Below are 21026 nucleotides of genomic sequence, written 5' to 3'. Positions count from 1 at the left end.
TCTCCTTATTTCTCTGATCAGGCATGAGCCGTAACTGGGCTTAACATGGGAACCGCATTGTTGACAGGCTTTGCACCAGCGACGGTTTTTACAACGTTATATGCCATCACCAACATGCCACTGAAATACATCAGGCCACCGGTCATACGAATGACGTAGTACGGATAGGTAGCCTTCACTGTCTCTACAAACGAATAAGTCAAGGTGCCGTCTTCATTCACTGCGCGCCACATTAAGCCTTGCATCACGCCAGCAATCCACATCGAAGCGATGTATAAGACCACACCAATCGTCGCCACCCAGAAGTGCACTTCGATCAACCGCTTGCTATACATCTCTGTCTGACCAAATAATCGCGGAATCAAGTAGTACAAACTACCGATAGAGATAAAACCCACCCAGCCCAACGCCCCAGAATGTACGTGCCCGACAGTCCAGTCTGTGTAATGAGATAAAGCATTGACTGTTTTGATTGCCATCATCGGGCCTTCAAAGGTAGACATACCGTAAAAAGACAAGGAGACGATGAGAAAGCGCAGGATAGGATCAGAACGCAGCTTGCTCCAGGCACCGGATAAAGTCATGATGCCGTTAACCATACCGCCCCAGGAAGGTGCCAGCAAAATCAGGGAAAACACCATACCAATAGACTGCGCCCAGTCAGGCAATGCGGTGTAATGCAGATGATGTGGACCGGCCCACATATAGGTAAAAATCAATGCCCAAAAGTGAACAATTGACAGTCGATAAGAATAAACTGGACGCTCGATTTGTTTAGGAATGAAGTAATACATCATGCCCAGGAAACCTGCCGTCAAAAAGAAACCGACTGCGTTGTGCCCATACCACCACTGCACCATTGCATCCTGTACACCGGCATATGCAGAATAAGACTTAGTCAGAGATACCGGAATAGCCGCGCTATTGACGATGTGCAATACGGCGACAGCCACGATAAAGGCGCCATAAAACCAGTTGGCAACATAGATATGTTCGACCTTGCGCTTGACTAACGTACCGAAAAAAACAATGGCATACGCAACCCATACCACAGCAATCAGGATATCAATCGGCCATTCCAGTTCAGCATATTCTTTACCCTGGGTATAGCCAAGTGGCAAGGAAATTGCCGCCGCCAGAATAACGAGCTGCCAACCCCAGAAGGTAAAGCCTGCGAGTGCATCAGAGAACAGGCGCACACTCGATGTACGCTGCACCACATAGTAGGAAGTACCCATCAAGGCACAACCACCGAATGCAAAAATAACTGCATTGGTATGTAAAGGTCGCAGTCGCCCGTAACTTAGCCAGGGTATTCCTGAAAACAACTCGGGCCAGGCAAGCTGTGAAGCGATAATTACGCCTACCAGCATACCAACTATTCCCCATACGACTGCCATGAGAGAGAATTGCCGCACTACGCGATAATTGTAAGAACTTTCTTTAGATATCGTCATGATCTCACTCTGTTAATAGAATTCATTGACAGAATAGCGAGCATGCTTACATGCGATATTGATACAAATCAAAAAGTAGGAATTAGGAAAAAATTTTGAGAAAATTTTAATCAATAATTTCAGTGAAATCTGAATTTATTGAGCTTCTCATGCTTAAAGCAGACGTAAAAAAAGCACCTTACGGTGCTTTTTTTCCATGTCAGATCCTATTATTGAGGAGCTGCTGCAGGAGGAGCAGAAACAAGCGCCTTATTGATAGTAACTTTGGATTTTTGCTTGAGCGCTTCTACATAAGAGAACATATCGTTTTGCGCGATGGCATCAGCAAACTGCGATTGTTCAATTTTACGTCGTCCCGCATCTACCGTACCTGCATTTACCTTTGCAATACGATAAATACTATAGCCAGAACCGGGGGTCTCAACACCAACGAATGCGGGCAATTTTTGCAGATCGGCTTTCATGACTTCAGTAAAAACTGCTGGTGCAACATCTTGATTTTTCAAACGGGATACTATCTTACTTTCAGAGAAGCCAGCAGCGTTGTCCGCCAATTTCAATGCCTTCAGTTTATCCTCACCCGCTTTTTTTGCAAGAGCAACTGATTCTGTCAAAGTAACACGAGCCAGTATGATCGCCTTCACTTCTTCGAATGGACGTTTGCTCGCCGCTTTGTACTCAATGACACGACCGGAGACCAGTGTACTAGGCGCTACTTCAACAGCTTCTGTGTTGTGTTTCTTCTTGACGGATTCATCAGAAAAAATCGCCTTCAAGAACTTTGGATTATTAAACAAAGCCACTGCTGGCAAAGCCGGATTCGGTTGGCGAGTCAACACATTAGTCGTTTGCACTTGCAGTTTCAGTTTATCGGCAACCGGCTTCAAACTATCTGCTTGCTCGTAGACGGTGTTGGTAAATGTTTCTGCTGCTTCAGCATAAGCTTTAGCTGCTTTTTGTTTTTTGATGTCTGCCACGATTTGTGACTTCATCTCTTCCAAAGACTTCACACTCGCTGGTTTAATCGCCGTCAACTGGATGATGTGATAACCGAATTCTGTTTGAACAAGCTCACTGATTTCACCTTGTTTCAACTTGAATACAGTGTCTTCGAATGCTTTAGTCATTGCACCCTTACCGAAATAATCCAGATCTCCGCCACGCTCTGCTGACACCGGATCCTGAGAATGTTCTTTCGCTAATTTTGCAAAGGATTCAGGGCTCTTGCGCACATCAGCTAATAGCTTTTCAGCCTTTTGTTTGGCTGCCGCTTTATCCGCATCTTTTGCATCTTTGTTGGATGAAATCAAAATATGGCTTGCACGACGCTGCTCTTCAGTCGTAGCAGACTTTTTATTTTGTTCGTAAAAAACTTGAATCTCTGCGTCGGACACAGTGATTTGCGAACTCAGCGCCTCATTGTTCAACACAACATACTCAGCTTTGATGGTTTCAGGAATTTCAAACTGAGCTGAATTTTTTTCGTAGTAGGACTTCAGCATCTCATCCGTCACTTTTACCTGTGAGGCAAAATCAGCTGACTGAAAATTCAGAGCCTGAACTTCTCTTTCCTGTTCGTTAATAACAGACAAAGAATTAGCGACCGTTTTTGGAACAATTGCCGTGGACTGCACGGCACCCAGCAACTGCTGAAGTGACATACTTTGACGCAAACGTTGTGCATAGCTCTCTGGCGTCATACCCTGCATTGCCAATAATTTTTTAAATTGCTCAACGTCACGAGTACCGTCGGGCTTGAGCAAAGCTGGCTCTGCCAAAATTGCCTGCTGCAATGCCTCATCCGATACGCTCAGGTGTTGATTGGCTATTTCGACATTAATCACTTTACGTGTGATCAGATCATCGAGAATATTTTGGCGAGCCTCGGCGGTATTCAACAACTTGGAGTCGAATTGCGGGCCATACATCTGGCGCAGACGCTCCAACTGGTCACGCTGGGCTGTATCAAACTCTTGTTGACTAATCGATTGTCCGGCTACCGTCGCAACAGGCTCATTAGCGCCACGTGAACGTGTATAGCTTTCCAGGCCAAAAAAGGCGAAGGAAGGAAAAATAATCAGCAGCAATAAAAACTGCATCAAGCGTTGGTGTGTACGAATATACTCAAACATGGTCAACCGATCACTCTGACAAACTGTTACCGAATATGAAAAAAGGTGAACTTGCGTTCACCTTTTTAATCTTGGCGGAGCGGACGGGGCTCGAACCCGCGACCCCCGGCGTGACAGGCCGGTATTCTAACCAACTGAACTACCACTCCTTATATACTGCAAATGCTGAAAATTTGTGGTGGGCGCTGAGAGGCTCGAACTCCCGACCTAAGCCTTGTAAGGGCTCCGCTCTACCAACTGAGCTAAGCGCCCCATCAAATTTACAACAGTGTGGTGCTTGTCACTGCACCACGAAGTCAATTAGTTTACCGCATCTTTCAAAGCTTTGCCAGGCTTAAATTTAGGAACCTTAGCAGATTTGATCTTAATTGCTTCACCAGTGCGTGGATTACGGCCTGTTCTTGCTGCACGTTTACCAACAGAAAATGTGCCAAAGCCGACCAGAGTCACTGTGCCACTTTTTTTCAATGTTGTTTTAACTGCGCCAATCACTGCGTCTAATGCACGTGATGATGCTGCCTTTGAAATATCAGCTGTTTTCGCAATGTGATCGATCAATTCAGTTTTATTCACTTACGTCCTCCTCACAAAAGTCTAGTTTAACTTCGCGATGATGTATTCGATTATTTATTGGTCGGCCATCTATCACGGCAGGCAGAAAATCTGCATCCAGTATTAAATCAAGCCGGAAAGCCTTGTGTCAAGCGGTTTGCAGCGTTTTCCTACAATCTTCTTGGGTTTTCTTTGTTAAATCAAAAGTATAATTTCGAAATTCGGATTTCGCATGCATTTACCCTCAAAACAGCCTCATCAGACAAGATCAGACCTGTTGTTTTAAACCATCGAATCAAACCATTTAATCAAAAGTCTATTTTTGATCGCAGAAATTATTCCGCAAATTAATCAATCATCCCGAGAAATAATTTATGAAAACCATACAGCAATTCGGCACACCTCTTTCCGCAAATGCGACCAAAGTCATGCTCCTCGGCTCGGGCGAATTAGGCAAGGAAGTCATCATTTCTCTGCAGCGTCTGGGGGTTGAAGTCATCGCAGTTGATCGCTACGACAACGCACCCGGACACCAGGTTGCGCACCGCGCCTATGTAATAGATATGACAGATGGCGCGGCACTTGCTAGCTTGATTGAAAAAGAGCAGCCCGATCTGGTTGTACCGGAAATCGAGGCAATCGCCACGCCCATGTTGATGGAATTAGAAAAAGCAGGCAAAGCCCGCGTCATCCCTACCGCCCGCGCTGCATGGCTGACAATGAACCGCGAGGGCATTCGTCGCCTTGCAGCTGAGACTCTGGCGCTGCCGACTTCACCTTATCGCTTTGCCGACAGCCTTGCAGAACTACAGGCAGCATGCAACGACATCGGCTTTCCGTGCATCATCAAACCAGTCATGTCCTCATCAGGTAAAGGTCAATCCAAAATTGACAGCACGGATGAAGTACAGTCCGCCTGGGATTACGCAGCAGCAGGTGGTCGCGTGAACTCCGGCCGCGTCATTGTCGAAGGTTTCATTGATTTTGAATACGAAATCACATTGCTGACGGTACGTGCAATGGGCCGCGATGGTCAGATCGAAACGCATTTCTGTGAGCCTATTGGCCATGTTCAAGTACAAGGCGATTATGTCGAGTCATGGCAGCCGCAAATTATGCATAACAAAGCACTAGAACGAGCTCGCGATATCGCAAAAAAAGTGACCGATGATCTAGGAGGACTTGGATTGTTTGGCGTCGAATTATTTGTCAAAGATGAGATGGTCTGGTTCTCAGAAGTCAGCCCTCGTCCGCATGACACAGGCATGGTAACCATGTCGAGCCAGGTGCAAAGCGAATTTGAATTACATGCCAAGGCCATCCTTGGATTGCCGGTCAACGTCAGCTTGCGTAGTCCTGCCGCCTCTGCTGTCATCTACGGACAACACAACCACAAAGCGATTGCCTTTGAAGGCGTGGCAGAAGCATTACAGGTTGAAGGCACGGATATCCGCTTATTTGGGAAGCCAGAGTCCTTTAACCGCCGCCGCATGGGCGTGGCACTGGCAACGGCCAAAGATACCGATACTGCAAGAACACTCGCTAAAGCAGCAGCGGCAAAAGTACGTCCGGTGATTATTGATTGATGTACTGAGAAATCGCAAAAAATTTCTGGACACATCCCACTGAGTGAATATCTGGCACCTCTAAAAGCCTGCTTTGCCAGGCTTTTATTTCAGCTTAACATTTTGTGTGTTTCCTCCAACTTTCTTGATTTCACCTATAGTTAGTCCTTCCGTCGTTGTTTGTTCAAAATATTCAAAGCATATATATGAAATTTGATGTTGCAATTGTAGGCAGTGGCCTCGCTGGTTTATCCGTCGCGCTGCATCTCGCTAAAACGCGTAAAGTCGCAGTGATTTCAAAACGTGCTTTACTGGACGGCGCCAGTGACTGGGCACAAGGCGGCATTGCCGCAGTACTTGATTCGCACGACAGCCATGAACAACACATCTCGGACACACTGATCGCCGGTGGAGGCTTGTGCGACGAAGGGGCAACCCGCTATATCATTGAACATGGTCGCGAGGCGATTGACTGGCTGATTGAGCAAGGTGTGCCGTTCACACGCGACGACGATGCCGAACTGGGCTTCCATCTGACGCGGGAAGGTGGTCATAGCCAGCGCCGTATCATTCATGCAGCGGATGCGACAGGCCATGCCGTACAACTGACTCTCGAGCAAATCGTACGTGCACATCCCAATATCAGCTTGTTTGAACACCATTACGCCATCGACGTCATTACCTCTGCCAAACTAGGCGAGACCTCGGCAACCCCGCGCTGTCTGGGCTTGTATGTACAGGATGTTAAAACCGGAAAAGTACATACCTTTGAGGCACAGCATACCGTGATGGCGACTGGCGGCGCTGGCAAGGTTTATCTTTACACGACCAATCCGGATACAGCGACAGGCGACGGCATTGCAATGGCATGGCGCGCTGGCTGCCGTGTTGCGAATATGGAGTTCATGCAATTTCACCCGACGTGCCTGTATCACCCTTACGCTAAATCATTTTTGATCACCGAAGCGGTACGCGGCGAAGGCGGCATTCTCAAACTGCCCGCCGAAGCAGGTACCAGTGCGGGTGCGCGCTTTATGCTGGATCATGATGCACGTGCAGAACTTGCGCCACGCGATGTAGTTGCGCGGGCAATTGACTTCGAGATGAAAAAGCGCGGACTGGATTATGTCGAACTGGATATCACACATCAGCCGCCGGAATTTTTAAAAGAACATTTCCCGATGATCTATGCCCGCTGCCTGGAGCTGGGTATTGACATCACAAAACAAGCTATTCCCGTCGTGCCTGCCGTTCACTTCACCTGCGGCGGCATCGTCACCGACACGACTGGCAGAACGGATTTGCCTGGCCTGTACGCCGTTGGCGAGACGGCTTATACAGGATTGCATGGGGCGAATCGGCTTGCCAGCAACTCTCTGCTCGAATGCCTGGTCATCGGCAAAGCCACGGCACAACATATCGCAGCACAAGAACAAACTGTCTCACCAAACCTACCCGCCTGGGATGAAAGCCGTGTATCCGATGCAGACGAAGAAGTCGTGATCGCTCATAACTGGGATGAGTTACGACGCTTTATGTGGAATTACGTTGGCATCGTCAGAACCAACAAACGACTGGAGCGCGCCAAGCACCGCATCCGTTTGCTGAAGGAAGAGATCGATGAATATTACGCGAATTTCCGCATCTCTAATAACTTGCTTGAGTTGCGAAATCTGGTTGATGTCGCCTCACTGATCGTGAATAGCGCGCTGTCGCGTCGTGAAAGCCGCGGCTTGCATTTTAGTCGCGATTATCCTGATACGCTGCCAAAAGCGCTGCCGACAGTCTTATCACCGAAGCGGAAGAAATAGTCTGCAGTATTACAAAAATCAAAGCGCGCTACCGTGTTATTGCCAACATGGTAGCGCGTTTTTTATCTATTCTGGATTACAGCAAAGTGCTAAGAAAAATATACTGCCACCCAGTATTATTTAACATTCCCACCAATCATTGCGGATTAAGCCTGTTTTTATGCCTATAGATGGGGAGTATCGTAAAAATCAGATAATCCGTAACGAATAGTCCGTAGCCTTGATGTCTTTGGTCAAACTACCGATCGAAATCCTGTCCACACCTGTTTCAGCAATTGCACGCACCGAACTCTTATCAACACCGCCGGATGCCTCCAGCAAGGCACGGCCAGCATTCAGATCTACAGCAGCCCGCATCATCTCGGTACTAAAGTTATCCAAAAGAATCGACGCAGCACCCGCGCGCAGAGAAGTTTGCAGCTGCTCCAGACTTTCGACCTCAATTTGTATACTGACATCCGCCTGCAAGGCATGCGCAGCCTGCATCGCCGCTTCGATACCACCTGCTGCCGCAATATGATTTTCTTTAATGAGAATACCGTCGTACAAAGCCAGACGTTGATTTTTACCTCCACCTACCCGTACGGCATATTTTTGTGCGAGACGCAGCCCTGGCAAGGTTTTTCGGGTATCAAGAATCGCCGCAGCAGTGCCCGCAATCAAGGTCACGTACTGACGCGTTACCGTTGCCACACCAGACAGCAATTGCAAGAAGTTCAGCGCGCTGCGCTCAGCAGTCAGCAAGGCACGTGCAGGAGCCGTGATTTTGCACACCGGGCTATTCGCTTTCATCAATGCCCCCTCCTCCCACATCCACTCGACTTTAATGCGGCTATCCAGCGCTGCCATCACAGCATCAAACCAGGGGGCACCGCATAGCACCGCCTCTTCGCGCACAATCACTTGCGCCAATACCATCTGATCTTCCGGAACCAGTAAACCAGTCACATCACAGCCACCTACATCCTCGGCAATCGCATCTGCAATATTACGTTCAAATGCTGCTGACAAATCCGCATCAAACGGTGCGAATACATTTTTCAGATTACTCATGGAATGACTCATGCCGGACCTATCCCTGAAAACAATTTTTGCTCTTTAGCCAAATCTGCGCCCGGGCGCACATTCGCTTTTTTTGCCGCGGCAAAATCCAGCATACGATCAATGCACAATTTTGCCTTGACACTGACTGCAGTGTCGACCTGAATTTCATTATGACCCTGCTCAAGTACCTGTAATAAATTACGCAAACCATTCATCGCCATCCACGGGCAATGGGCGCAACTCTTACAGGTAGCGCTATTGCCTGCAGTCGGCGCGACGATAAATTTTTTTCCTGGCGCTGCCATCTGCATTTTGTGCAAGATGCCGTTGTCCGTCGCTACAATGAATTCTGTCGCCTCCATAGTTTTGGCCGCATAAATCATTTGAGAAGTTGAGCCGACCACATCTGCCAGCGCCACCACTGCAGCCGGCGACTCTGGATGCACCAGCACCTTAGCGTTCGGATGCTCCGCCTTCAACACGTCAAGCTCGATCCCCTTAAACTCATCATGCACCAAACATGAACCCTGCCACAGCAGCATATCAGCACCCGTCTTCTGTTGTATGTAAGAGCCCAAGTGCTTATCCGGTGCCCACAGAATTTTTTTACCTTGCGCGTGCAAATGCGCCACGATATCCAGGCCGATACTTGATGTCACCATCCAGTCGGCACGCGCTTTGACAGCAGCACTGGTGTTGGCATACACCACTACAGTACGATCGGGACGTGCATCACAAAACGCAGCAAACTCGTCCGATGGACAGCCGAGATCCAGCGAGCAGGTCGCATCCAGATCCGGCATCAAAATCGTTTTTTCAGGACTGAGGATTTTTGCCGTCTCCCCCATAAATTTGACGCCAGCAACGATCAACGTTTTTGCCGCATGATCACGTCCAAAACGTGCCATCTCCAGGGAATCAGAGACACAACCGCCGGTCTCCTCAGCCAGATCCTGCAAGTCGGCATCTACATAATAATGTGCGACTAAAACAGCTTGCTTTTCATGCAGCAATTGTTTGATGCGAGTCCTCAGTTGCTCTTTTTCTGCTGCATTGGGCGCATCCGGAACACGAGCCCATGCTGCGGCGGTACAACTGGTTCCAGAATCCATTTGCGGACGTTCAAATTCAATGACTTTGGTTGCTTCCATATGCATTCTCAACAGGGTCAAAAACTTAGTGTAACAGCATAAAAAAACCCGCGCTCCTGTGACCAGAAGGGCGGGTTAGTATTATTTCTTATAGCAATTGGTGCCCGAGGCCGGAATTGAACCGGCACGCCCGCTATTAACGAAGCGGCGGATTTTAAGTCCGATGTGTCTACCAATTTCACCACTCGGGCACGCTACTTAAAGAACAGTGCTAATGCACCATCCATCAAAGCCTATCAAGCGCCTGAGGCGCTATAAATGGAGGCGGGAAGCGGAATCGAACCGCTCTAAACGGCTTTGCAGGCCGCTGCATAACCTCTTTGCTATCCCGCCAAAACTATAATTTTAAAGCGAACAAACTGAACTTGGATTATGAAGTCACTAAGATCACTTTACATCTAAAACTTATTTCAGCCAACTCGCTGAATAAAAAAGGGAAGCACTGCTTCCCTTCAAATTCTGGAGCGGGAGAAGAGTCTCGAACTCTCGACCTCAACCTTGGCAAGGTTGCGCTCTACCAACTGAGCTACTCCCGCATTCGAAACAAACATCTATGCTTAAAAAATCTGGAGCGGGAGAAGAGTCTCGAACTCTCGACCTCAACCTTGGCAAGGTTGCGCTCTACCAACTGAGCTACTCCCGCAGAATTTTTTACGCCCTGTCATTAATGGAGCGGGAGAAGAGTCTCGAACTCTCGACCTCAACCTTGGCAAGGTTGCGCTCTACCAACTGAGCTACTCCCGCATCAACGACAGGCGCACATTATATATCAGCCAATTACTCTGTCAAGACATTTTGTCCGTTGTCTCTTTGATTAAAGGCCATGCACGGCGCAAATAATAAAACATAGACCACACAGTCAACACAGCTGCAATCAGGAGCAGCCATGCGCCCCAATACGCTGTATCAATCACATTGAAGAGCACATCGTAATACAGCAACATAGGGATAGCGACCATTTGTGCGGTCGTTTTAATCTTACCTAACGAGCTTACTGCTACCGATTTTGATGCTCCGATTTGCGCCATCCATTCACGCAATGCGGAGATCGTAATCTCACGTCCTATGATTACAAAAGCAATGACTGCGTTGACACGGTCCAGCTGAACCAGCACCAACAAAGCACCTGCCACCATCAATTTATCGGCAACCGGATCGAGGAAAGCACCAAACGCAGAGGTTTGGTTCCAGCGGCGTGCAAGAAAACCGTCAAACCAATCAGTGACTGCCGCGACAATGAACACCAGAGTGGAGGCTAGTCCCCGATCAAAAGAACTCAGCCAGGAATCAGGCAAATAAAAAACGCCGACTACTAGCGGAATAAGCGCGACGCGTAACCAGGTGAGCAAGATGGGAATATTGAAAGGCATGGATGATTTGCGTAAGGTATTTACCTATTAATTTTTGTATTATATTTGTCTAACGCAATCGCTTGTAAATTTCTTCAGCTAATTGACGGGAAATGCCATCGACTGAAGCCAAATCGTCCACACTTGCATCGGCGACTCCCTTTAGCCCGCCAAACCTCACTAATAAGCGTTGCCTGCGCTTTGGTCCGACGCCTTCAATTTCCTCTAGCTGTGATGTTTGCCTTGCCTTAGCGCGCTTGGCGCGCATGCCGGTAATAGCGAAGCGATGAGCTTCATCGCGAATTTGTGCGATTAACATCAACGCAGCTGACTCCTTACCCAACTCTTTCTCTGCTCTGCCATCTACAAAAATCAGGGTCTCCAAACCTACTTTACGCCCCTCACCTTTAGCAACTCCGACAATCAGGCTGATATCCAGTGCCAACTCGACAAACACTTGCCGTGCCATTTCGACTTGTCCTTTACCGCCATCAATCAGAACGACATCCGGCATCACACCATCGCCATTTGCAACCTTTTCATACCGCCGCATCAGAACCTGACGCATGGCGGCATAATCATCGCCGGGTGTAATATCGTTGATGTTATAGCGACGATATTCCCCGTTCTGCATTACATGATGATGAAATACCACGCAGGAGGCTTGCGTCGCCTCGCCTTGGGTATGACTGATATCAAAGCATTCTACGCGCAACGCCTCAAGGTCTTCCACCTCTAGCTCCAGCACACTCACTAACGCACGGGTTCTGGATTGTTGCGACCCTTGCTCGGACAACATCCTCGCCAACGCCAGTTGTGCACCCTTGATTGCCATTTCCAACCAGGCACGGCGCTGCTCCTGAGGTTGAAACGACAGGTGAATCCTATGCCCGCATTGCGCTGTCAGTGCCAGAATAAGATCTGGTGCATCTAGCTCAATATTTAAAATCAAAGTCGAAGGAATAAACTGATCGACGTAATGCTGCGCCAAAAAAGCCGATAGCACTTCGACTTCAATTGAATCTTCCATCGCCAATTGCGCATCGTCGACGTGGGCAGGAAAATAAGCACGATCACCAAGATGGCGACCACCACGTACCATTGCCAAATTCACGCAAGCACGTCCACCCTCGACAATCACTGCAATGATGTCTATATCGGCATCGCCTGTCGTTTCCATGCTTTGCTGGTGCAGCACCTTTGACAAGGCAGACATTTGGTTTCGTACAATCGCAGCTTGTTCAAATTTCAGATCTTGCGCATAAGCCAGCATTTTTTTCTCTAGCGTTTGCATTACTTCAGATTGTCTCCCTCGCAAAAATTTGGAAGCATTATCAACATCTGCCATATAGTCTTCGTGTGAAATAATGTCGACACAAGGTGCGCTACAACGATGAATCTGATGCAATAAGCAAGGGCGAGTACGGTTCGAAAAAACGCTATCCTCGCAGCTTCGCAGCAAGAACACTTTCTGCAAAATTTGCATTGACTCCTTGACCGCCCAACCGGAAGGAAATGGCCCGAAATATTGATGTTTTTTATCGACCGCACCACGGTAGTACGTCATGCGTGGCGATGTTTGATTTGTTATCTTCAGATAGGGATAAGACTTGTCGTCTCGAAATAAAATGTTATAACGTGGGCGCAAAGCCTTGATCAGATTATTTTCAAGGATTAAGGCCTCTGCCTCACTGCGCGTTACTGTCGTTTCTAATCGGGTAATTTTTTCGACCATCATAGCAATACGGGGACTGCTTAAGGTCTTTTGAAAATAACTGGAAACACGTTTCTTGAGGTCACGTGCCTTGCCGACGTATAGCACTTGATCTTGCATATCAAAGTAGCGATACACACCGGGCAGATTCGGAAGCTTGGCAACAGTATCAAGCACCGTACTGCGCGCATCTGCAATTGAATTTGATATTACTGGAGATTGTGGAGACTGATCAGACATGTGAAGTATTTTTTTCAACGATCACAAATGCCACAGCATAGTCAGCCTCATCGGTGATAGAGACTCGCACTGTTAAGTTTTGCTCACGCATCCAATCGGCTAATGCGCCATGCGTTACCAGAATCGGCTGTCCGCCAGGGGCGTTTATTATTTGCGCAGATCGCCAGGTCATCGGCATACGCATACCTAAACCAATGGCTTTGGAAAAGGCTTCCTTCGCCGCAAAACGAGTCGCCAAAAAACGTAAACCCCGGACCTCTACTTTGGCTTTGCGACTATGGTATTTCTTTAATTCATCCGGGCCTAAAATCTTTTCTGCAAAACGATCACCGTGTCGCTGCAACGCAGCTTCGACACGTGAAATTTGCAGAATATCGGTACCGATACCGTAGATCATTTATATTCGATTAAAGGTGATGCAATCTGGCTTGCGTCATGATCGCTTTCATATCGCTGACTGCTTTTTTCCAGCCGACAAAAACTGCCTGAGCAACGATGGCATGTCCAATATTGAGTTCAGTGATATCAGGAATCGATGCAATAGCCTGAACGTTCAAGTAATGTAAGCCGTGTCCGGCGTTAACCTTGAGTCCGCGCCTGATTCCCTCAAAAGCACCGAGTTTGACACGCTGCAATTCAGCTAATTGCTGCGCCTCATCATGCGCATCAGCGTAACGACCGGTATGAATCTCGATTACTGTGGCACCGGTTTCTGACGCAGCTTGAATTTGGTGAACGTCGGAATCAATAAATAAACTGACACGTATATTTTTTTCTTGCAGCTGACGCACTGCGGCCTGTACCTGGACAAAATATTTCACCACATCCAAGCCGCCTTCCGTGGTGACTTCCTCTCTACGTTCTGGCACCAGACAAACGTCTTGAGGCTGGATCTTGCAAGCGAAATCAATCATTTCATTGGTGACCGCCGCCTCAAGATTCATGCGGGTAATCAGGCGGGGACGAATACGCTCAACATCTGCATCTTTGATATGACGTCGATCTTCACGCATGTGCAGGGTAATACAATCCGCTCCCGCCTCCTCCGCCATTAAAGCAGCATCTAAAGGATCCGGATAACTTGTGCCACGGGCATTACGCAAAGTAGCAACATGATCGATATTAATACCCAAATCAATTGTTTGAGTTTGTTGATGTATGTTCATAGATTCTGCAAATCAATCAGAATTTGGCGCGTATTCAGCGATGCGCCATGCAAATGATGCGCCAGTAAAAAGCGCATCAACATTTTACTTTGAGATTGCGTTATGGGATCCTGATAATCACCCGTGTGCATATCCAACAGAGTCTTACCCTTCACCCTGGGGCTGGTATCCGCAGCTCTGGCAGGTCGGGCTCCACGTTCAGGATCCACCACATAATTTTCTTGCGGAAAAACCGCCATTTGGGTCAGAGTGCAGCGGGTAAGATCGCCGACCAGACCGGACTGCTGTAATAGGGTATGTTCAAATTTTCTCAAGACAGTCAGCGCAGGTTCATTATGCGCAAGCTGATTGAGTGTTGACACATATTGATCAAATAACTCAGGATGAGGTTCGTCCCGGACTAAAAATTTGACGAGCAATTCATTCAGATAAAATCCGCACAACAACGCCGATTTCTCTAATGGCAGCATGCCGCCTACCCACTCTGCTGCGCTTAGCGTCTTGATATCTGATTTTCCACTCCAGGCCATCGTTAACGGCTGAAAGGTCTGTAAGATATTTCGCAATTGAGAATGTGGCCGCTTTGCCCCTTTTGCCACTAAAGCCAGGCGACCGTAGTCACGCGTGAATACATCGATGATCAGACTAGTTTCTTTGTAGGGATAGGAATGAAGCACAAAACCGGGCTGACCAAAGATACGAATATCTTTGGTAAAAGCTCTTACTGGCCGCGCAGGCGAGCTCGTTTTTCTTACAGACACCTTCGACGTCTTTGGGAGTACTACAGTCAAAGGTACATCGGCAATGCTATCGAGCGGCATTACATCGTCTATCTTCAGGTCTATCACCTGGGTATTCATAGATAAATTATTCGTAACCGTATGCGCGCAAACCAGCTTCGTTATCCGCCCATCCGGATTTTACTTTTACCCAGATTTCAAGATAAATAGGGCCGCCAAACAACTTCTCCATATCTTGCCGCGATTGCGTTGAAATCTCTTTCAATCTCGCCCCCTTATTGCCGATGACCATAGATTTATGTGTGTTTCTATCGACCAGGATAGCCACAAAAACGCGTCGCAAGTTACCTTCCTGTTCAAATTTCTCAATCAGAACTGTGCTCGTATAGGGGAGTTCGTCTCCGACAAAACGAAATAACTTTTCCCGAACAATTTCCGTTGCCAAAAATTTTTCACTACGGTCAGTAATATCATCCTCAGCAAAAATCGGCGGATTGAATGGCAAATACTTTTTAATTTCGCCTTCTAAATTCTCTAACTGAAAACGCAAAGTCGCAGAGACTGGCACTACCGCAGCGAAAGGATATAAAGCCATGATTTTCTGCGCAAAAGGCATCATGACAGCCTTGTCCTTGACGCGATCAGACTTATTGATTACCAGAATACAAGGCACATTCTTCGGCAATAAATCGATAACTTGCTGATCCGCAGCGCCGAAGGTACCTGCTTCAATAATAAAGAGAATGACATCAGATGCGGTCAAGGTATTTGTAACCGTGCGGTTCAAGGTACGATTTAAAGGATTCGAATGCCTAGTCTGAAATCCCGGCGTATCAACATACACATACTGGGTATTATCTTTGGTCTGAATACCTGTAATTCGATGACGAGTAGTCTGCGCTTTGCGAGAAGTGATACTGACTTTGGCGCCAATCAAGGTGTTCATCAAAGTCGATTTACCAACGTTTGGGCGGCCGACAATGGCGATATAGCCACAACGGAATTCGGTATTATTCAATTGATCTGTCATGCGGTCTTTGGACGTTGGGTAGGTACGCTAAGTTCAGCGGAGGGCACTCCTTGATCATTTGCTGTATCCAGCAACGATTTTTGTGAGGCAATATTCAATTTTTTTTCATCACTCACCTCAGTTTGAACGGTAGCAATGCCAGCAAGTTTTAATTGAGAGGTACGAGGTTTAGCCTTGCGTGATCCAGGTGATTTTGCCAATAGAGTCAGCGCTGTTTCCAGTGCAAGTTTGGCCGCGGCTTGCTCACCAGCTCGGCGACTGCCACCGGCTCCAAAAACCTGGATTTCCAGCTTTGGCACTAAGCATTCGATTTCAAACTCTTGATTGTGGGCAGCACCATGAGTAGCGACTACATTGTATTGAGGTAAAGCGATTTTTTTACTCTGTAAAAATTCTTGAAGCAAGGTTTTTGCGTCTTTACCTAGTGTAGTCGGGTCAACAGTGCTTAACACTGGCGCATACAGTGACTTGATTACCTCGCGAGCCGCATCAAATCCCGCATCGAGAAAAATCGCCCCAAATAAGGCTTCGAGCGTATCTGCCAGTATAGATGGTCGACGAAATCCACCTGACTTCAGCTCCCCCTCACCCAAACGCAGAAATTGCGACAGCTCGATTCTTTGAGCAATTTCATATAGAGATTGTTGCTTTACTAAATTGGCACGCACACGCGAGAGGTCACCTTCATCTATATTTGCAAAACTATCAAATAATAAAGAAGCGATAACGCAATTTAAAATTGAATCGCCTAAAAATTCCAGGCGTTCGTTATGCAAACCACTGTGACTGCGGTGCGTCAAGGCCTGTTGCAATAGCGCCGCATTTGAAAACTGATGCCCCAGTCGTTTTTGCAATAATTGGTCGTTCATATCAGCTCTGATTATTCCAGCCTTTTAGCGGGAGCACCGCTTTTAGCTGTTGTTCCCTCGTACTCTAACAGTAAGCTTGCAGGGCCAAATAAGGGAATTTTTTTTGTATAAGCAAAGCTGACATCCATCCCATCAGCACCTTTTACGATAGATAAATCTTTTCCGCTAACAGCATCAAAATATCCGGCTGCAGATTGCTTATCAAAAGAAATTTGTATGTCGCGCACAGTGCTGCCAGCTTGCTTGGCAATTACTATAGCTTTTTTTATTGACAAATACTCAACAACCGTGGGCACCACTTTCATCCCCAACATAGCAATCATGACTAAAACACCCAACGTAAGTATCAATCCAATAAGGGAAATACCGCTTTGCTGAGTGAATCTTCTATCATTTATAGTTTGCATAAAATGTACGCTCCAATCAATTATTTAAAACTGCCAATTCTTTTCAAATGGCTAAAATTCATCCAGATTGCAAAAGCTTTACCAACAATATTCTGGTCAGGCACAAACCCCCAATAACGACTATCCAAGCTATTATCCCGGTTGTCGCCCATCATAAAGTATTGTCCGGCTGGTACAGTGCAGCTAAATCCTTCGTTATCATAATTACATAACTCTCGCAAAGGAAACTGATGGGGATCCCGTACGAACGCTGGTGATTGCTCGTCATTCAAAATACTATGTTGTACGCCAGTTAAATCTTCCTTTAATTGCTTTGAATAACTCAGCCGCTCCTCATCCAGAAAATCAGGCAACATTTCGTAGGAAATATCTTTACCATTTACAGATAATCGTTTGTTTTTATAAATTATTTTATCGCCTGGAACACCAACCACACGTTTAATATAGTCCACTGCCGGATTTTCTGGGTACTTAAACACCATCACATCACCACGCTGCGGATTGTTAATTTCTATAACTTTCTTATTCAGAATTGGTAAGCGAATCCCATAAGTAAACTTATTAACAAGAATCAAATCACCAACAAAAAGTGTCGGCAACATCGAGCTGGATGGAATCTTAAATGGCTCGTAAAGAAACGAACGCAAAAAGAATACCAAGGCAATCACAGGAAAAAAGCTACCGGAATATTCAATCCAGGTTGGCTGCTTCAGCAATCTTGACTCCAATTCGTTACGGCCGCCCTCTTCAACACGAATTCCTTCGGACGTTAACCTGGCTGTGCGTGCATCAAACTCAGCCAGCGCCTGATCTGCTGTAAGTCGTCGTTGCTTGCTCCATACAAACATGTCCAAAAACCAGATAACTCCCGTCGCAATGGTAAGTACGAAGAGAATTAATGCAAAGTTACCCAAAATCGATTGAAAACTCATTTCTCATCCACTTGTAAAATTGCCAAAAATGCTTCTTGTGGAATTTCCACAGAACCAACTTGTTTCATACGTTTTTTACCTGCCTTTTGCTTCTCAAGCAGTTTACGCTTTCGGCTTATGTCACCACCATAACATTTTGCCAATACATTTTTACGCAAAGCTTTGACGTTCTCTCGGGAAATAATGTTTGCACCAATCGCAGCCTGAATTGCTACGTCAAACATTTGACGAGGAATCAATTCACGCATTTTCGCTGCAACTGCGCGACCACGATATTGGCTATTGGCACGATGCACAATAATCGCCAACGCATCGACTTTTTCACTATTAATCAGCATATCGACTTTGACCACATCTGCTGCTCGATATTCTTTAAATTCGTAATCCATCGATGCATAACCGCGCGAAGTCGATTTCAAACGATCAAAAAAGTCGAGTACGATTTCAGCCATCGGCATTTCGTAGGTCAACTTCACCTGTCGCCCGTGATAATTCATATCAAGCTGCACCCCGCGCTTTGAAGTACAAAGAGTAATGACGGCGCCTACATACTCTTGAGGCATATAAAGATTCACCGTTACGATTGGTTCACGAATCTCCTCTGTCCGTGATGGCTCAGGCATTTTGGACGGATTATCTACCATCAGAATACTGCCATCGCCCATGACAACTTCGTAAATTACGGTAGGTGCTGTCGTGATCAAGTCCATATCGAACTCACGCTCAAGACGCTCCTGCACAATCTCCATATGTAAAAGACCAAGAAACCCGCAACGAAATCCAAAACCCAAGGCCTGCGACACTTCTGGTTCGTACATTAAAGCAGCATCGTTCAGTTTTAACTTTTCCAGAGAATCGCGCAAGGCATCATACTGATTTGCCTCAACCGGAAATAATCCGGCAAAAACTTGTGGCTGAACCTCTTTAAATCCTGGCAACGGCTCTTTGGCTGCCTTACCAACGATAGTAATCGTATCGCCAACCTTGGCTGCTTTGAGCTCCTTAATGCCTGCAATAATGAAGCCAACCTGACCTGCAGTCAGCTCGGTACGAGATAATGATTTTGGAGTAAATACGCCGACACTTTCAACCAGGTGCTGAGCTTCGGTTGCCATAAACAAGATTTTGTCTTTGGGACGCAAAGTGCCATTGACGATGCGGACCAGCATCACCACGCCGACATAGTTATCAAACCAGGAGTCAACGATCAAAGCTTGTAAGGGCGCATCGGGGTCGCCTTTTGGTGGTGGTACTTTTTTGATCAATGACTCGAGTACGTCCTGCACCCCCAATCCGGTCTTAGCGGAGCAATGTACAGCATCACCAGCCTCAATCCCAATCACTTCCTCAATTTCATTGATGGCATTATCCGGGTCAGCAGAAGGCAAATCAATCTTGTTTAGAACAGGAACGACTTCCACGCCCAATTCAATTGCTGTATAGCAGTTTGCAACGGTTTGCGCTTCTACCCCTTGCGATGCATCCACTACTAGTAATGCACCTTCGCAGGCAGATAGCGAGCGACTTACCTCATAGCTGAAGTCAACGTGACCTGGGGTGTCGATCAGATTTAAGTTATAGATCTGGCCATCGAGAGACTTGTAGTGCAGTGCGGCAGTTTGTGCCTTAATTGTAATGCCACGCTCACGCTCGATATCCATCGAGTCCAGCACCTGAGCTTCCATTTCGCGATCGGACAATCCGCCGCACAATTGGATAATTCGGTCAGCAAGCGTAGATTTACCGTGGTCAATATGGGCAATGATTGAAAAATTGCGAATGTTCTTCATTAGGGGGACAGGAGGCCTATTACGAAAAAGGCGCTCTTAGCCGGGCAAAAAATCCCTAGGCGAGCGCCTTAATATTGGGTTATGCAAAATGACATTTTACCGGATTTCGCCACAGAAAGCCCAAAAATGATATTGCATCGGGCAAACGTTAATCCCAACGAATTAAATCAATAACAATAAAACAAAATAAAGAATACGCAAAATCTAATCAGACACTTACACAAAAGGAGAAAAATGAAAATTCGCCTCTATTTTACGCTGCGGCAAACACCATTTAGGGTCGTAATCTATACGAGCAAGGTAAAGCCCGTCAGGCATAAAGGTAGGCGCTGACATACTACGATCGCGACTCGATATCAGTTCCTCAATCCACTTTGGCTCACGCTTACCAGTACCTACAAAAATCAAGGCACCAACGATATTACGAACCATATGATGTAAAAAAGCATTCGCTCGCAAACTAAAAATAAACAGAGATCCCTCCTGGCTTATTTGAACGTCATACATGTGTTTAACCGGAGATTTCGCCTGACATGCTGCGGCACGAAAAACGGTAAAGTCATGCACACCAGTTAAAAAAGGGATCGCTGCCCGCATTCGCTCAAGATCCAAAGACCGAAAAACCCAACCTGCTCGTTGCGATAACAGTGCTGACCTCACTGGATTATTGTACAAAACATAATGATATGTCCTTGCATAAGCACTGAATCGTGCATGAAAATTATCTTGAGCATCGGGATCAGCAAAAGGGACTTCCGTCGCCCATTGAACTGATACCGAGTCTGGCAAAAACGCATTAACACCGTTGACCCAAGAATACATGGATCGATCAAGTTCAGTATCAAAATGCACAACCTGCTCAACCGCATGAACACCGGCATCCGTACGGCCAGCACAAGCAGTAGCGATTGGCGTTTGAGCAAAAGCAGAAAGTGCTTTCTCCAGTTGATCTTGAACCGTTTTACCCGACGGCTGTGTTTGCCAGCCCTGCCAGCAACTACCGTCATATTGCACACCTAATACCAAGCGCTTCAATTCAAATCCATTTAATTAACCGTTAAAATAAAAACGGGCGCA

The 21026-nt window shown here is 46.8% G+C and carries 18 protein-coding genes and 7 tRNA genes; 2 read left to right on the top strand and 23 right to left on the bottom strand.

Features of this window, described 5'->3' with window-relative positions:
- Window positions 1-17: 17 nt before the first annotated feature.
- From ccoN to ACO0K4_RS10225, 5 genes are all read right to left on the bottom strand, one after another.
- On the bottom strand, window positions 18-1457 hold the full coding sequence (gene ccoN / locus ACO0K4_RS10245) for a cytochrome-c oxidase, cbb3-type subunit I (protein WP_422956515.1): 1440 nt from the start codon (window positions 1455-1457) through the stop codon (window positions 18-20).
- Window positions 1458-1666: 209 nt separating this feature from the next.
- Window positions 1667-3589, bottom strand: a complete 1923-nt coding sequence (locus tag ACO0K4_RS10240; protein ID WP_422956514.1) for a SurA N-terminal domain-containing protein — start codon at window positions 3587-3589, stop codon at window positions 1667-1669.
- A gap of 72 nt (window positions 3590-3661) precedes the next feature.
- Window positions 3662-3738 (bottom strand) — tRNA-Asp (locus ACO0K4_RS10235).
- Window positions 3739-3765: 27 nt separating this feature from the next.
- Window positions 3766-3841: transfer RNA gene (locus tag ACO0K4_RS10230), tRNA-Val, on the bottom strand.
- A 48-nt stretch (window positions 3842-3889) separates the two neighbouring features.
- Window positions 3890-4162, bottom strand: a complete 273-nt coding sequence (locus ACO0K4_RS10225) for an HU family DNA-binding protein (RefSeq protein ID WP_422956513.1) — start codon at window positions 4160-4162, stop codon at window positions 3890-3892.
- Between the two features lie 353 nt (window positions 4163-4515).
- On the opposite strand from ACO0K4_RS10225, the gene purT reads away from it, so the two are divergent.
- Entirely contained in the window at window positions 4516-5727 is a 1212-nt protein-coding gene (gene purT, locus ACO0K4_RS10220) for a formate-dependent phosphoribosylglycinamide formyltransferase (RefSeq protein ID WP_422956512.1), read from the top strand.
- A gap of 185 nt (window positions 5728-5912) precedes the next feature.
- Window positions 5913-7517, top strand: a complete 1605-nt coding sequence (nadB, locus tag ACO0K4_RS10215; protein WP_422956511.1) for an L-aspartate oxidase — start codon at window positions 5913-5915, stop codon at window positions 7515-7517.
- A gap of 189 nt (window positions 7518-7706) precedes the next feature.
- Here the strand turns inward: nadB and nadC are convergent, their stop codons facing one another.
- From nadC to truA, 18 genes are all read right to left on the bottom strand, one after another.
- Window positions 7707-8570, bottom strand: a complete 864-nt coding sequence (gene nadC, locus ACO0K4_RS10210) for a carboxylating nicotinate-nucleotide diphosphorylase (protein ID WP_422956510.1) — start codon at window positions 8568-8570, stop codon at window positions 7707-7709.
- Window positions 8571-8578: 8 nt separating this feature from the next.
- Entirely contained in the window at window positions 8579-9718 is a 1140-nt protein-coding gene (nadA, locus tag ACO0K4_RS10205) for a quinolinate synthase NadA (RefSeq protein ID WP_422956509.1), read from the bottom strand.
- A 92-nt stretch (window positions 9719-9810) separates the two neighbouring features.
- Window positions 9811-9903: transfer RNA gene (locus tag ACO0K4_RS10200), tRNA-Leu, on the bottom strand.
- Window positions 9904-9971: 68 nt separating this feature from the next.
- Window positions 9972-10045: transfer RNA gene (locus ACO0K4_RS10195), tRNA-Cys, on the bottom strand.
- Between the two features lie 127 nt (window positions 10046-10172).
- Window positions 10173-10248, bottom strand: a tRNA-Gly gene (locus tag ACO0K4_RS10190).
- 31 nt (window positions 10249-10279) lie between these two features.
- Window positions 10280-10355 (bottom strand) — tRNA-Gly (locus tag ACO0K4_RS10185).
- Window positions 10356-10380: 25 nt separating this feature from the next.
- Window positions 10381-10456: transfer RNA gene (locus ACO0K4_RS10180), tRNA-Gly, on the bottom strand.
- A gap of 41 nt (window positions 10457-10497) precedes the next feature.
- Complete coding sequence (gene pgsA / locus ACO0K4_RS10175) at window positions 10498-11082, bottom strand: CDP-diacylglycerol--glycerol-3-phosphate 3-phosphatidyltransferase (protein ID WP_422956508.1); 585 nt, start codon at window positions 11080-11082, stop codon at window positions 10498-10500.
- 49 nt (window positions 11083-11131) lie between these two features.
- Window positions 11132-13015, bottom strand: a complete 1884-nt coding sequence (gene uvrC, locus ACO0K4_RS10170; protein WP_422956507.1) for an excinuclease ABC subunit UvrC — start codon at window positions 13013-13015, stop codon at window positions 11132-11134.
- Complete coding sequence (acpS, locus tag ACO0K4_RS10165) at window positions 13008-13412, bottom strand: holo-ACP synthase (RefSeq protein WP_422956506.1); 405 nt, start codon at window positions 13410-13412, stop codon at window positions 13008-13010. Before acpS ends, uvrC begins: the two co-directional genes overlap by 8 nt.
- A 10-nt stretch (window positions 13413-13422) precedes the next feature.
- Window positions 13423-14181: a pyridoxine 5'-phosphate synthase gene (pdxJ, locus tag ACO0K4_RS10160; RefSeq protein ID WP_422956505.1), complete on the bottom strand. Its 759-nt coding sequence runs from the start codon at window positions 14179-14181 to the stop codon at window positions 13423-13425.
- Window positions 14178-15041: a DNA repair protein RecO gene (gene recO / locus ACO0K4_RS10155; protein WP_422956504.1), complete on the bottom strand. Its 864-nt coding sequence runs from the start codon at window positions 15039-15041 to the stop codon at window positions 14178-14180. Before recO ends, pdxJ begins: the two co-directional genes overlap by 4 nt.
- A gap of 7 nt (window positions 15042-15048) precedes the next feature.
- Window positions 15049-15951 (bottom strand): GTPase Era, encoded by a 903-nt coding sequence (era, locus tag ACO0K4_RS10150; RefSeq protein ID WP_422956503.1) that lies wholly within the window; start codon window positions 15949-15951, stop codon window positions 15049-15051.
- Entirely contained in the window at window positions 15948-16820 is an 873-nt protein-coding gene (gene rnc, locus ACO0K4_RS10145) for a ribonuclease III (protein WP_422956502.1), read from the bottom strand. Before rnc ends, era begins: the two co-directional genes overlap by 4 nt.
- A gap of 11 nt (window positions 16821-16831) precedes the next feature.
- The gene (locus tag ACO0K4_RS10140) at window positions 16832-17227 is read right to left on the bottom strand and encodes a DUF4845 domain-containing protein (RefSeq protein WP_422956501.1); all 396 of its coding nucleotides are present in this window, start codon (window positions 17225-17227) and stop codon (window positions 16832-16834) included.
- A 20-nt stretch (window positions 17228-17247) separates the two neighbouring features.
- Window positions 17248-18159, bottom strand: a complete 912-nt coding sequence (gene lepB, locus ACO0K4_RS10135) for a signal peptidase I (RefSeq protein ID WP_422956500.1) — start codon at window positions 18157-18159, stop codon at window positions 17248-17250.
- The gene (gene lepA, locus ACO0K4_RS10130) at window positions 18156-19949 is read right to left on the bottom strand and encodes a translation elongation factor 4 (RefSeq protein WP_422956499.1); all 1794 of its coding nucleotides are present in this window, start codon (window positions 19947-19949) and stop codon (window positions 18156-18158) included. The genes lepB and lepA overlap by 4 nt, the downstream gene beginning before the upstream one ends.
- 216 nt (window positions 19950-20165) lie before the next feature.
- Entirely contained in the window at window positions 20166-20984 is an 819-nt protein-coding gene (gene truA, locus ACO0K4_RS10125) for a tRNA pseudouridine(38-40) synthase TruA (RefSeq protein ID WP_422956498.1), read from the bottom strand.
- Window positions 20985-21026: the final 42 nt, after the last annotated feature.

Source organism: Undibacterium sp. RuTC16W (genome assembly GCF_049339445.1).
In the GTDB taxonomy this organism is placed as follows: domain Bacteria; phylum Pseudomonadota; class Gammaproteobacteria; order Burkholderiales; family Burkholderiaceae_D; genus Undibacterium.
Note: the sequence above shows the minus strand (reverse complement) of the source record. Positions and strands in the feature narration are given on the sequence as shown.